This is a genomic window from Bacillus sp. ISL-45, from assembly GCF_018613195.1.
Classification (GTDB): domain Bacteria; phylum Bacillota; class Bacilli; order Bacillales; family Cytobacillaceae; genus Mesobacillus.
Genome location: NZ_JAGGQQ010000018.1, coordinates 14,674 through 28,314, shown reverse-complemented (window position 1 = coordinate 28,314; position 13,641 = coordinate 14,674). Strand labels below are relative to the sequence as shown.

13 protein-coding genes are annotated in these 13,641 nt (G+C 44.9%); 2 read left to right on the top strand and 11 right to left on the bottom strand.

Annotation, left to right across the window (positions count from 1 at the left end; translation table 11 throughout):
• Positions 1 to 367 precede the first annotated feature (367 nt).
• The 3 genes from J7E35_RS19110 to J7E35_RS19100 form a co-directional block, all read right to left on the bottom strand.
• Positions 368 to 2,368 carry a molybdopterin-dependent oxidoreductase gene (locus tag J7E35_RS19110; protein ID WP_214782607.1) on the bottom strand — a complete coding sequence of 667 codons (2,001 nt, stop codon included), beginning with the start codon at positions 2,366 to 2,368 and terminating at the stop codon, positions 368 to 370.
• Between the two features lie 84 nt (positions 2,369 to 2,452).
• The gene (locus J7E35_RS19105; RefSeq protein WP_214782604.1) at positions 2,453 to 2,647 is read right to left on the bottom strand and encodes a DUF951 domain-containing protein; all 195 of its coding nucleotides are present in this window, start codon (positions 2,645 to 2,647) and stop codon (positions 2,453 to 2,455) included.
• A gap of 17 nt (positions 2,648 to 2,664) precedes the next feature.
• Complete coding sequence (locus J7E35_RS19100; RefSeq protein WP_214782601.1) at positions 2,665 to 3,573, bottom strand: mechanosensitive ion channel family protein; 909 nt, start codon at positions 3,571 to 3,573, stop codon at positions 2,665 to 2,667.
• A 375-nt stretch (positions 3,574 to 3,948) separates the two neighbouring features.
• Here J7E35_RS19100 and yyaC point away from each other — a divergent pair, with 375 nt between their 5' ends.
• Positions 3,949 to 4,581 (top strand): spore protease YyaC, encoded by a 633-nt coding sequence (yyaC, locus tag J7E35_RS19095; RefSeq protein WP_214782596.1) that lies wholly within the window; start codon positions 3,949 to 3,951, stop codon positions 4,579 to 4,581.
• A 43-nt stretch (positions 4,582 to 4,624) separates the two neighbouring features.
• Here yyaC and J7E35_RS19090 read toward each other — a convergent pair whose 3' ends face one another.
• The 6 genes from J7E35_RS19090 to rsmG all read right to left on the bottom strand — a co-directional run bounded on the left by J7E35_RS19090 (position 4,625) and on the right by rsmG (position 9,468).
• The gene (locus J7E35_RS19090; RefSeq protein WP_214782593.1) at positions 4,625 to 5,335 is read right to left on the bottom strand and encodes a DUF554 domain-containing protein; all 711 of its coding nucleotides are present in this window, start codon (positions 5,333 to 5,335) and stop codon (positions 4,625 to 4,627) included.
• A 213-nt stretch (positions 5,336 to 5,548) separates the two neighbouring features.
• Complete coding sequence (locus J7E35_RS19085; RefSeq protein ID WP_214782590.1) at positions 5,549 to 6,397, bottom strand: ParB/RepB/Spo0J family partition protein; 849 nt, start codon at positions 6,395 to 6,397, stop codon at positions 5,549 to 5,551.
• Positions 6,390 to 7,151 carry a ParA family protein gene (locus J7E35_RS19080; protein ID WP_214782584.1) on the bottom strand — a complete coding sequence of 254 codons (762 nt, stop codon included), beginning with the start codon at positions 7,149 to 7,151 and terminating at the stop codon, positions 6,390 to 6,392. Before J7E35_RS19080 ends, J7E35_RS19085 begins: the two co-directional genes overlap by 8 nt.
• A gap of 214 nt (positions 7,152 to 7,365) precedes the next feature.
• Positions 7,366 to 7,506, bottom strand: a complete 141-nt coding sequence (locus J7E35_RS19075) for a multidrug transporter (protein ID WP_251009635.1) — start codon at positions 7,504 to 7,506, stop codon at positions 7,366 to 7,368.
• Positions 7,507 to 7,668: 162 nt separating this feature from the next.
• Positions 7,669 to 8,562: a nucleoid occlusion protein gene (gene noc / locus J7E35_RS19070; RefSeq protein ID WP_214782578.1), complete on the bottom strand. Its 894-nt coding sequence runs from the start codon at positions 8,560 to 8,562 to the stop codon at positions 7,669 to 7,671.
• A gap of 189 nt (positions 8,563 to 8,751) precedes the next feature.
• Positions 8,752 to 9,468, bottom strand: a complete 717-nt coding sequence (rsmG, locus tag J7E35_RS19065; protein WP_214782575.1) for a 16S rRNA (guanine(527)-N(7))-methyltransferase RsmG — start codon at positions 9,466 to 9,468, stop codon at positions 8,752 to 8,754.
• Positions 9,469 to 9,667: 199 nt separating this feature from the next.
• Between rsmG and J7E35_RS19060 the strand changes: the two genes are divergently transcribed.
• Complete coding sequence (locus J7E35_RS19060; protein WP_214782573.1) at positions 9,668 to 9,853, top strand: hypothetical protein; 186 nt, start codon at positions 9,668 to 9,670, stop codon at positions 9,851 to 9,853.
• Positions 9,854 to 9,878: 25 nt separating this feature from the next.
• On the opposite strand, the gene mnmG is transcribed toward J7E35_RS19060, so the two are convergent.
• Together mnmG and mnmE are read right to left on the bottom strand one after the other, a co-directional pair.
• Positions 9,879 to 11,765, bottom strand: a complete 1,887-nt coding sequence (gene mnmG / locus J7E35_RS19055) for a tRNA uridine-5-carboxymethylaminomethyl(34) synthesis enzyme MnmG (protein WP_214782571.1) — start codon at positions 11,763 to 11,765, stop codon at positions 9,879 to 9,881.
• Positions 11,766 to 11,876: 111 nt separating this feature from the next.
• Positions 11,877 to 13,262 (bottom strand): tRNA uridine-5-carboxymethylaminomethyl(34) synthesis GTPase MnmE, encoded by a 1,386-nt coding sequence (gene mnmE / locus J7E35_RS19050; protein ID WP_214782568.1) that lies wholly within the window; start codon positions 13,260 to 13,262, stop codon positions 11,877 to 11,879.
• Between the last annotated feature and the right edge of the window lie 379 nt (positions 13,263 to 13,641).

The window sequence follows — 13,641 nt, the reverse complement described above, 5'->3', positions numbered from 1 at the left end:
GAATCGTACCTTATGAAGGTGAAATGGCTCGCATAAGGGCATCTTTCCGCTTGAATCGTACCCTTATGAAGGTCAAATGGCTCGCATAAGGGCATCTTTCCGCTTGAATCGTACCCTTATGAAGGTGAATTGGCTCGCATAAGGGCATCTTTCCGCTTGAATCGTACCCTTATGAAGGTGAATTGGCTTGCATAAGGGTATCTTTCGACTCGAGCCCTACCCTTCCCAAATTTCTGCGCACCAGCAACAACCATTGGCAAACTCTTGCCCCGAATGCCTAAGTTTTCAGGTGCCAATGAATTATCGGTCCCTCTGTTTCGGAAAAAGAAAAACCGCACTCTCAATGAAAAGTGCGGCAAAACGAACCTTATTCTTTTTCAGTTTTTTCGATGTTGACCAGACAATCATAGAGTGTGCTTCCAAGTCCGTTGTCTGATTCCCGGCTGGATGTCAGCTGATTGACGGAACCACCGAATCGGGCGCTCAATCCCTCATCAATATTCACCGTTCCCGGATGGGCCATTTTTAAAATCGAAACAGTTCCTTTCAGTTCGCCTCTATCATTCCACACCCGGACATAGTCCTGATCTTTCAAATCCTTTTCAGCAGCCACGCTGCCAGCGATCTCGACTTTCACATACGGCTCTGGCTGGAACAGGTGGAAATGCTGAGAATGGTTGGAACGCAGCGGATGGATCGTCAGCAAAGTATATGGATATTTCTCTGCCAGCTCTGGATTCGTCCACTTTGTTTCTGTTGGCAGTGACAGTTTGATCCTCCCGTCAGCGGCTGCAGAAGATGTGAATTCATACATGCCGCTTGGCGTTTTGAATTTCCTGTCTGCCCAAGGGATTTTATCCACGGGAAGTTCCGCAAATTTATCCACACGGATTTTATCAAGGCTGATTCCCTTTGCAGTCAGTGATGCCAGACCCATCTCGATGAATTCTTCTCTTGTAAAATCAAACTCGTCACCGAAGCCTAATCTAGCCGCTAGTTCAGCCCATATCCATGCGTCAGGCTTCGCTTCTCCCGGCGGTTCGACCAGCTTCGGGCCGTGGTTCACATAATGATGGTACATAGAAGAATAGTATACATCTTCTACCTCAAAGGCTGTCGCAGCTGGCAGCACATAATCCGCTAGCTCTGCTGTATCCGTCATGAAATGGTCAATCACAACGAGGGTTTCGAGCGATTCAAAAGCCTCGCGCACTCTGTTCGTATCTGGAACTTGAGTCAGCGGATTACCACAGGTTACGATTCCCATCTTAATCACAGGGTCAACTGTTGATAAAATTTCTTCTGCCTGCCTCATCATTGTAAACGTACGTGATGACTTTTTCCGTTCTGGCATGGTCATATTCTGGTAGTCAAAACTTTGTCCTACCTGCTTGTTCGCATAGTTCGCGCCTCCGCCTGGAATGCCGATATTGCCGCTGACAGCGACCAAAGCGTCCAGCAGCCTGATCGTATTTCCGCCATTTTCATAGCGCTGCATACCAAGTCCCATAATGGTCGAAACCGGCTTATCAGCATATACCTCGGCCAGATGGGTAATGATGTCGGCCGGAACTTCTGTCACTTCACAGATATAGTCTAATGAAACACTATCGAGCAATGCTTTTAAGTCCGCGAACCCTACTGTATGATTCTCCAGGAACTCGCCATCCTGTAAATCCATCCTGAGCAACTCTTTCATGATGCCCGCCGCTAGAAGTCCATCAAAACCTGGCTTAATGGAGATATATTGATGTGCCAGCTTGGCCGTAGCATTATAAATAGGATCAATCACATAGATCTGAGTTCCATTCTTTTTCGCAGCCTGGAGGTTTTGGAAAAGATGCATATTCGTCCGGGCGACATTCCTGCCCCAGATGACGACATGCTTGCTGTTTTTCAAATCCTCTGGTGCATGGCTGTAGGCATCGCCAAAATCCCAGTTCTGCGCTTCAATTCCCGCTCCCCAGCAAAGGGAACCGGTCAATTCAGTCACACCGCCAAACAGATTGAAAAAGCGGCTGTCAAGATTGGATAGCAAACCGCCGTTGGCGTAATCATGGCTGTGCAATACGGAGGTGGTCCCAAAGCTTTCTTTATAATAGGCCAGTTTTCCAGCAATCTCATCGAGCGCCTGCTCCCAGGAAATCTGCTGGAATCTGCCATCTATTTTTTTCAGAGGATAGAGCAACCTGTCTTCGGAATTCGCCCTGTTCTCAAGCATTCTGCCGCGGCCGCAAATTTTCCCCTGTGTAATTGGATGATCTGGATTGCCTTCGACCTTGGTTACCTTTCCGTCTTCTACGGTAACAAGGAAACCGCAGCTGTCCCAGCAATTCAATGGACATGCTGAATGATGTACTGTCGCCACTTCCTCATCTCCCAACGTTCTCTCTATATGTTCATTAATTTTATCTATAAGAATAATACAAGAAGGCCAAAAAAAGAAGCAGGATTATTCTCCCTGCTTCGATAAAACCTTCTTTACTTTTCGAGTGAACTCTTTTCTGGGAATCAAAACACTGTGCTCGCAGCCTACACATTTGATTCGGAAATCCATGCCAAGGCGAATGATTTTCCACTTATTGGTGCCGCAAGGATGTGGTTTTTTCATTTCAACAACATCATTAAGTTGAAACTCGTGCTCCAATTTTAAAACCTCCTTGTTTATTTACCTAATTCTTTTTGCTCTCCGCCTTCCTGGCGTGAGTACATAACCATTCTTGGGAATGGAATTTCAATTCCGTGCTGATCCAGCAGAAGCTTGATATCCTTGCGGAGCTGTCTTCCGATATACCAGTGTTTCATCGGCAGTGTTTCCGCGACAATCCGCATGACAACCTCTGAAGCGCCAAATTGCTGGACGCCTAAAAGCTCAGGTGCCTTCACCAGTTCTGGATACTTTTCAGTCGTTGTATCAAGATATTCCTGCAGTACTTTTTCAGCGTATTCAATATCCCCTTCATAAGCAATTCCTATATCGAGAACCGAAACACTGTTATAAATCGAGAAGTTGGTGACTTCTATGATGCTGCCATTAGGAAGGATATTCATTTCCCCTGTAAAGCTTTTAATCTTCGTCGTCCGCAGCCCAATTTCCTCCACCGTTCCTTCAAATTGTCCGATCCGGACATAATCACCTACAGAGAACTGATCTTCAAAAATAATGAAGAAACCAGTAATGATGTCTTTTACAAGACTCTGTGCCCCGAAACCGACTGCCAGACCGACAATCCCGGCACCGGCAAGCATTGCCTTGACATCGATCGTCATCGCCGCAAGAATGGACATAATTGCAATAAAGTAGACAACATATGTCAATACATTTTCAAGCAGCTTCATCAAAGTCATTTCCCGCCGCTCGGAGACCCTGATTGGCCCCCTTGTCTTCATTTTAAAGACATTATGGATCGCAAGCTTGCCAACTCGAATCAGCAAAACGGAAACGATCAGGATCGCCAGGATTTTCAGGGTACCTTCCCCGACTGCAAACCAGAGATCTTCATCCATCAGCTTTTGACTCATTTTATTAAAAAACGCTTCTGTCTTCGTAAGACTTTCTTCCGTTTTAGTCATATTTTCACCCGCCTGTAAATTTCATGCTTACAATATCATACGTTATGTAACAAAGTAGAAGATTTCATACAAACACAACCATTTTAACAAGTTTTATAATGTAGTTAAAGAAGGCTGTTTCTGCAAGTTGGTGGTATAAGTAGATAGTATGAAGGTTTCATTCAAAGTCAGCATTTTATTATTTTAATATAGAATAATCATTTTATGATAGGCACTCAACCATTATAAAGTCTTTCATAAAAAATAAGTCCTTCTTCCTCCAAAAAAAATCCACTGCTCCAAAAGACCCTGTTTAAATCTTTCTGTTTACAGGTATGTATAGATTACAAAAAAAGTCCGTATACTGATAGTACGAATTTTTAAGGAGTTGATCCAATGAATCTCAAAAACCATTTTTTCGAGCGGAAAAACAATCTGGCAAAAATTAACCATGAGGATGAGCTGGCTGCGGAAAAGCTGGCTTCTGAAATCCTGGACCATTTGCCTAATTTCAGCACACGCCCAATTGTTTTTGTCTGTATTGGAACTGACCGCTCTACCGGTGATTCATTGGGTCCGCTAATCGGAACGCTTCTCGAGGAAAAAGAAATTGCGCCTTACCATGTATATGGAACTCTCGATGACCCGATACATGCTGTCAATATGGATGCTAAACTGGCAGAAATTAAAGAAAAGCACTTCAATCCTTTTATTATCGGCATAGACGCCTGCCTGGGCAGATTAAAAAGCGTCGGATCCATCCAGGTAGGAAATGGGCCAGTCAAGCCAGGTGCCGGAGTGAATAAGGAACTGCCTGAGGTCGGCAATATGCACATTACAGGCATCGTCAATGTCAGCGGGTTCATGGAATTCTTTGTCTTGCAAAACACCAGGTTGAACCTCGTTTTAAAAATGGCAAAAACAATCGCGAACGGTATTTTCGAGAGCAGCCAGAAGCTACCTAAGAAACAGGAATGGCCTAAAATCAACTGGGACCTTGAAACCGAGCAGCCAACGGTTGCCGAATAATAAGTCTAAAAATGCCTGGAGGCTATCCAGGCATTTTTCAATTTTAAACTCCAATCATATAATGTGAAATGGTGACAAGAACGCCAGTAACCAGGATACCTGGCAAAAGGTTCGCAACCCTGATTGTTGTCAAACCGATCATGTTCAGGCCGATGGCAAAAATCATGACGCCTCCGGTAGCAGTCAATTCAAGGATGAAGCTGTCCATCAAGGCCTGTGGAATAAACTTATCAATTTGAGTCGCGAATAATGCAATCGTCCCCTGGTAAAGCATAACCGGAATGGCGGAGAAAAGAACACCAATCCCTAGCGTTGTAGTGAGAATCAATGCAGTAAAGCCGTCAATGATGGCCTTTGTATAGAGGACGTCATGATCGCCGCGAATCCCGCTGTCGAGAGCGCCGATAATCGCCATGGCGCCAATGACAAAGATCAGGGTCGCCGTCACAAATCCCTGTGAAATACTTCCTTCCCCTTTTGAACCAAGCCTTTTTTCAAGCCAGTCTCCAACTGAATTCAGCTTATCCTCCAGCTTCCAGGCTTCCCCGAGCACTGCACCAATGACCAGACTTAAAATGACAATCAGGAAGTTGGCGCTTTTAAAGCCCATTTGCAGTCCCAATACCATGACGGCAAGCCCGATGCCATGCATGACTGTGGCTTTCATATTTTCAGGGATTCTTGTCAATAGCCGGCCAAGCAGGGTCCCTATGATAATCAATAACCCATTTACAATGGTGCCAAGTAAAAACATATTGTTCACCTATCTTCAGATTTTGTATGATACGCGTATGTAAAAGTTGTTTTCGCATTAATTGTTGCTTTTCGTACATGTTCTATATTCGCGCTAAAAAAGAGGTCGGGGCTCTTTTCGAGGAGACTTCTTAATAAGGATTACTTTTGGTTGAGAAAGCATCAAAGTTTACGAAAAGAGCCTAGTAAAAAAAGAAGCCATCAAATTGATAGCTTAGGAGTTTTGCTGATCTAACAGTTCCAGAATCCGTTCGAGATCATCCTTTGAGAAGAATTCTATTTCAATCTTCCCTTTGTTTTTGGATTGTTTGATGTTTACAGTTGTCCCGAAACGCTCTCGAAGCGTCGTCTCCCGTTCACGGATGAAAACATCTTTTGTCACTTTTTCCTTTTTTGTTTCACGTGGAACAACTTCGTTCATCTGCTGGATCAGCTGCTCAAGCTGGCGGACATTCATTCCATCCTTAAGGATTTTATCCACCAGGATCGGAAGCTTATCTTTCTTTCTCAGCCCCAGAAGCGCGCGTCCATGCCCCATTGAAATCTTGCCATCTGAAATCAGCTGCTGGATTTTAGGGGGGAGCGACAGCAAACGGATATGGTTTGCCAAATGCGGCCGGCTTTTGCCCAGCCTTTTCGCTAACTCTTCCTGAGTGAGCTTCAGCTTTTCAATCAAGGTTTGATAGGCGATACCCTCTTCGATTGGATTCAGGTCTTCACGCTGAAGATTCTCCAATACGGCAAGCTCCATCATTTGCTGTTCATTCAATTCGCGGACAACTGCCGGAACTGTCTCAAGCTTTGCTTCCTTCGCTGCCCGGAAACGTCTTTCCCCAACAACAATTTCATAGCCTTTTATAGTTTTCCTGACAATAATCGGCTGAAGGATACCATGTTCCTGGATTGATAGTTTCAATTCCTCGATCGCTTCCGGCTGGAAAACTTTTCGTGGTTGATAAGGATTCGGCCTTATTTCTTTGATGCTGATTTCCTGAACCTTTTCTTCTTTTTCAGCTTCCATGTTAAAGAAAGCATTCAATCCTTTACCTAAGCCTTTAGCCATTTGCAACCACTTCCTTTGCAAGATCTAAATAAACCTCTGCCCCGCGGGACTTTGGATCATATATGATAATTGGCTCTCCATGGCTTGGAGCTTCACTCAACCGGACATTCCTTGGAATGACTGTCTTGTACACTTTGTCCTGGAAGTACTTCTTCACTTCCTCGATGACTTGGAGACCAAGATTCGTACGCGCATCCAGCATCGTCAGCAGGACGCCTTCAATCTTCAGATCCTGGTTCAAATGCTTCTGTACGAGGCGGACAGTATTCAGGAGCTGACTTAGTCCCTCCAGAGCATAATACTCACACTGGACAGGGATGATGACGGCATCTGAAGCCGTCAAAGCATTCAGTGTCAATAAACCAAGGGACGGAGGACAGTCAATGATAATATAATCAAAACGATCCTTCACTTCCTCGAGGGCCCGCTTCAAGCGAACCTCCCTTGAGATCGTGGGCACAAGCTCAATTTCCGCTCCAGCAAGCTGGATGGTCGCTGGAATTGTATATAGATTCTCTACGGCTGTTGGCTGGATTACATTTTTAGCTTCAACATCGTCAACAAGAACATCATAGATGCATTGCTCAACATCCGCTTTCTCAATCCCCACACCGCTGGTAGCGTTTCCCTGAGGATCCGTATCAACAAGCAGCACTTTCTTTCCTATGTATGCAAGGCAAGCACCAAGATTCACCGATGTCGTCGTTTTCCCGACTCCGCCTTTTTGATTCGCAATCGCGATGATTTTTCCCACATTGTCACCTTCTTTCAAACCAGTAAAATAGTATATTTTCAGCTTTTATAAGCAAAAAACGCATTAAAGATCAGGCATTTCCCGCAGTTTCTGATAAAACTGACCGAAAAAAGCAATCATGTATTCTATTTTATCATGAATCAAGATAGTTGATAGAATTTTTATTAAAAAGAAATAATGCGGTAATATTACGCCCTATCAGAAGAAAAGGCTCTTAAATAAGGCTGTTGATTTTCGTTCCAGGTGCTTCTCTTTCCGCAGGGCGACGCTGAGCCTCCTCGCCGCTGCTGGCGTCTGCGGGGTCTCTTCTTTCAGCTGATGCTCCAGGAGTCTTCGCGCCTTCCACTACAATCAACAGGTGTTAAAACCAACATTGGGCTATAACAGAGCCTTTTTAAAGAAAAACACTGTGATAAGAGAAGTTAGTTAACTTAAAAGCACTATTACCTCGAAATTGATTGGATTGTATTTCACAACAAAAAAAACGGGAGACAGCCTGTCCCCCGCTAGCAATCTATTATTTCTTTTTTGGTATGCGAATCGTGAATTGGTAGAACTCTTCAAATTCTTCTTCTTCCGAATCGAGATTGATGCCGCTGTCGGAAACCATTGTCAGCGACTGGCGGATGGTATTGACGGCAATCCTCATATCCTTGCTGAATGCCTTCCGCTTTGGCTTTGGTTTCTCTTCATTCTGACTCAGTAGCTTTACGACGCGTTCTTCCGTTTGTTTGACATTGAGGGCTTTCTCAATGACCTCTGCCAATAGCTGCACTTGCAGCTGAGGGTTTTTTAACGGGATTAACGAACGGGCATGACGTTCTGTAATCAACTTATTTAAAAGCGCATCCTGCACTTCCTGCGGAAGCTTTAGCAATCGCAGCTTATTCGCAACGGTTGATTGACCTTTTCCCAGTCTTTGCGCCAGGGCTTCCTGGGTAAGGTTATGGATTTCCAGCAATTTACCATAAGCCATTGCTTCTTCAATCGGTGACAGCTCCTCACGCTGGAGGTTCTCGATCAAAGCAACGGATGCCGTTTCGGAATCGGATAGATTCTTAACAATTGCAGGAACTTCTTCCCACTCAAGCTTTTTCATCGCCCGCCAGCGGCGTTCACCTGCGATGATTTCAAACCGATCCTGATCGAATTCCCGGACGACGATTGGCTGGATTACTCCATGTATGTGAATGGTACGGGCCAATTCTTCAATTTTTTCATCATCAAATACAGTTCTTGGCTGGTATCTATTTGGAATAATATGGTCAATCGGAATTTTCTTTATTTCTTCGTTTTCTATGCTGTCAATTTCCTCAACCGTCTGTTCTTCCACTTGGTTCTGTTCTTCCATTTGATTCCGTTCTTTTTCCTTTTCCCCAAGGCCAAAAAAGCGCGAAAAAGAAGGCTTCATCACCTACACCACCTTTATGAACTCCCTATTACATATTCTCTATAAAAATGACAAGTTCCTGCCTATAGACTCTATTATAAACTAAATTCATTATTCAAAATAGACCAAAGAGCATACGCGAACATGGCTGGTTTCATCAAACGTGCACCTCGGGTCTTTGACTGGAGGTGCTGTGGATGATGGATGCCTCTATTCAATCGGCGTTTTATTCGGAGTTCCCGGTTTTCTTGGGTACTTCTTAGGTGTTGCTTTTAATTTGTTAATGATTAAAATATTCCGTTCGCTCTCTTCCACCGGCAAAGTGAATGAATGAGCGGATCTCAGCTTCCCGCCAAGGACAGCGATCGCTTTTTCGCCAACCTGCAGTTCCTCTCCTGCCTGGTTGCCCTTCATGGCGACGAATGTCCCGCCTACTTTTACCAGCGGAATACAAAGCTCGCTTAATACTGACATCCTTGCAACTGCCCTTGCCATCACAACATCATATTTTTCACGGTGAGAAGGATTCTGTCCGAATGTCTCGGCACGATCGTGAATGAAAGTCGTTCCTTCCAGTCCCAATTCCTTCGAAAGCTGCTCCAGAAATGTAATTCGCTTATTCAGGGAATCAACAATTGTCACCTTGATTTCCGGGAAGGCAATTTTAATCGGGATACTTGGGAAGCCGGCACCGGCACCAACATCACATAAATTGAGCGGCTTGTTAAAATCAAAATAAAATGCTGCGGAAACGGAATCATAGAAATGCTTCAAATACACATCAGGCTTTTCTGTGATCGCAGTTAAATTCATTTTTTCATTCCACTCGACGAGCATTTGGTAATACTTTTCATATTGCTCCATTTGCTTCTGGGAAAGCTCAATCCCCTTTTCAGCGAGCAAAGTTTTAAATTGATCTGTATTCATAAGCCAACCCTTTCTGTCCTTGCTGGTGATTTTATAAGAAAAGCGCAAGCGCCTTGGTCAGCCCCGACAAGCGTTGCCCGACAATAACGCCACGTCCTCCCAAAAGCTACCGCTTTCGGTCGTGCGATGAATCGCTTCGAAGCTTTCCTTGTCCTGTGGCTGTCGGGTCTGCACGTCCTGTGCCCCAGAGGGCCGACCAGTGAAGTCGCTCTTTGACTTCATCGGGCGGACCGAATTCGAAAAGTATAGCCGACTGCCCAGAAACGCAGAAACTGGAGACTCCGACCCTGCCGGCGGAGTTGAAGTTTCGAAATTTCTAGGAGGCGACACTAGACAAACGTCTCGAGGGGCTAGGCTGGAGCTAGACACTAATCTATCTGGATAAATTATACTTTCTCCAATTAAAAATTTTACGATTGAATCCGTGCAATACGCCCTTGTTCCAAATAAACAAGCAGAATAGAGATGTCAGCAGGATTCACACCTGAGATTCTCGATGCCTGTGCCAATGTTAGCGGACGTACTTCCTTCAGTTTTTGGCGAGCCTCTGTCGCCAATCCGGAAATCGCATCATAATCAATATTTTCCGGGATTTTCTTGTCTTCCATCTTTTTCAGCCTTTCAACCTGCTGAAGAGATTTCTCGATGTATCCCTCATATTTGATTTGAATTTCTGTCTGTTCTTCTGTTTCAAAATCAAGGTCGCCAGCTGCAGGAACAAGCTGCTTGATATGCTCATAAGAAACCTCAGGACGCTTCAATAAATCTGAAGCACGGATGCCATCCTTCAACTCACTGCCGCCAAGCGAACGGATCAGTTCCTGGACCTCGGCTGTCGGTTTGATGATGATGGATTGCAGGCGTTGTTTCTCACCTTCGATTGCTTCTTTTTTCGCTAAAAACTTCTGGTAGCGTTCTTCGGTAATCAAGCCGATTTCGTAGCCTTTTTGAGTCAAGCGAAGATCCGCATTGTCATGACGCAGAAGCAGGCGGTATTCTGCTCTAGATGTCAACAGACGGTATGGTTCATTTGTTCCTTTTGTCACGAGGTCATCAATCAATACACCGATATAGGCATCGGCGCGGCTCAGGATGACTTCTTCTTTGTCCAACGCCCTTCTGCCGGCATTGATTCCAGCCATGATTCCCTGGCCAGCTGCCTCTTCATAGCCTGATGTACCGTTGATTTGGCCTGCAGTATAAAGATTTTTGATTAGTTTCGTTTCCAATGTTGGCCACAGCTGCGTCGGCACGACGGCATCATACTCAATCGCATAGCCGGCACGCATCATTTGTACCTTTTCCAGTCCAGGTATCGTCTGGAGGATTTTATGCTGGACCTCTTCAGGCAAGCTGGTTGATAATCCCTGCACATACACTTCCTGAGTGTTCCTTCCTTCCGGCTCGAGGAAGATCTGGTGGCGCGGCTTGTCATTAAAGCGGACAACCTTATCCTCGATGGATGGGCAGTAGCGCGGGCCAGTTCCCTTGATCATTCCGGAATACATTGGTGACCGGTGCAAATTGTCATCAATCAGCTGGTGTGTGCGCTCATTCGTATATGTCAGCCAGCAAGGAAGCTGATCTGTGATGTATTTCGTCGTTTCATAGGAAAATGCACGGTGGACATCATCACCAGGCTGGATTTCTGTTTTTGTATAATCGATACTCTCACTGTGCACACGAGGCGGCGTTCCCGTTTTAAAACGAACCAGGTCAAAGCCAAGCTCCTCGAGGTGCTCCGAAAGCTTGATTGACGGCTGCTGGTTGTTCGGGCCGCTTGAATATTTCAATTCGCCGAGGATGATTTCCCCGCGCATATACGTACCAGTCGTGATGACAACTGTTTTTGTGCGATAAATGGCTCCAGTCTGCGTAATGACCCCTTTACATTCTCCGTCCTCTACGATCAGGCGCTCAACCATGCCTTGTACCAATGTAAGGTTCTTTTCATTTTCCAGCGTCTTTTTCATTTCATTTTGATAATCGAATTTATCGGCCTGAGCCCTCAACGCACGAACTGCAGGTCCTTTTCCTGTATTCAGCATCCTCATCTGGATGTATGTTTTATCGATATTGCGGCCCATTTCGCCGCCCAATGCGTCAATTTCCCGTACAACAATACCCTTTGCAGGTCCGCCGATTGACGGGTTGCACGGCATGAACGCAATCATATCAAGATTGATGGTAATTATCGCGGTTTTCGCACCCATGCGTGCCGGCGCAAGTGCTGCCTCAACACCCGCATGGCCGGCACCAACTACAACCACATCATAATTTCCGGCTTCATAGCCCATCCTGCTGCCTCCTTTTTATGCCCCATTCAAACATCTGTATAGTCCAAAAGCGCTACATCAAATAAATCTAATAGCAAGAGAGAAAATTTTATGAAAATAGTTTCTTTATTATTACTTCCCTAAGCAGAACTGGGAAAATAACTGGTCGATTAAGCTTTCATGCACGCTTTCTCCAATAATTTCGCCAAGCAGCTCCCAGGAACGAGTCAGATCGATCTGGACGATATCAATTGGAGTTCCCATTTCGACACCCGAGATTGCTTCTTCAATTGAATGGACAGCCTGATTCAGGAGTGCGATATGGCGGCTGTTCGAAACATACGTCATATCTCCCGATTCGATCGCACCTGAGAAGAACAGGCTGGATATCGCTTCTTCCAGCTCATCCACTCCCTTGTCCTCCAGCAATGAAGTTGTGACAAGAGAATAACTCTTCCCAAGCTCCTTCACCTGGTCCATATCAATTTTTTGCGGCAGGTCGGTTTTGTTGACGATGACAATCACGTCCATTCCCTCAACCGCTTTGAAAATGTTCCGATCCTCTTCCGAAAGCTCATCCGAATAATTCAGAACAAGCAAAATCAAATCAGCTTCCTTCAAGACCTGACGGGACCGTTCTACACCAATTCTTTCGACAATATCTTCCGTTTCGCGGATTCCCGCTGTATCAAGCAGCCTTAAAGGAACACCACGGACATTCACATATTCCTCGATGACATCACGCGTGGTCCCTGGTATATCAGTAACAATCGCTTTATTTTCATGCACAAGGCTGTTAAGCAGCGAAGATTTCCCTACATTTGGGCGGCCAACTATGACGGTGGACAATCCTTCACGGAGGATTTTTCCCTGCTGTGAGGTTTGGAGAAGCTTCTCAAGCTCCCCTTTTACATACTTCGCCTTCTCCAAAAGCATATTATGCGTCATTTCTTCTACATCGTCATATTCCGGATAATCGATATTCACTTCGACATGCGCAAGAACTTCTAAGATTTCCTGACGCAGCTTCTGGATCAGCCTGGATAGGCGTCCTTCCATCTGACCAAGAGCCAGGTTCATCGCACGGTCTGTTTTTGCTCTGATCAAGTCGATGACTGCCTCAGCCTGGGAAAGGTCGATACGTCCATTTAAAAAAGCCCGTTTTGTAAATTCCCCCGGCTCCGCCAGTCTCGCTCCCTGATTCAGAACAAGCTGGAGCACACGGTTTACAGAAACAAGACCCCCATGGCAGTTGATTTCAACTACATCCTCTTTCGTGAACGTTTTTGGCCCTCTCATGACAGAGACCATTACTTCTTCCGCGACTTGTCCAGTTTTCGGATCAATCAGATGGCCGTAATGGATTGTATGCGAGGCAACCTCACTCAGCTTCTTGCTGCCAACCCCTTTGAACAGGCGATCTGCTATTTCGAAAGCCTGATCACCGCTTAAACGGACAATCGCAATCGCTCCTTCACCCATCGGCGTAGAAATCGCCGCAATCGTATCAAATTCCATTTGCTCACCCCGCTTTTTCCATAAAAATGATTTATATCAAAAAAGATTAAAGTTTGTTTTCTACAAATTACTAGAATATCACATCACTTTAGCGAAAAAAAGAAAGTAATACTTTCAACTGTGAATTTATCCACAACTCATTAAATAAACTTATTTAATTTTAACTTATCCACATGTGAATAACAATAAAACCAAATGAGGAAATAAATGATTTTTATTTGTGTTGTGGAAAAATGGATTGGGTTGAGTTAGCTGGAGGGATGATTGACGCAGAAGTGTTGTCTGACCTGAAATACTGGATGTTGAATTTTGATTTTAATTTCTAGCGTACCAGTGAATAAAACTTGAATATGATTCAACTAGATCTCTCGATGTTGGC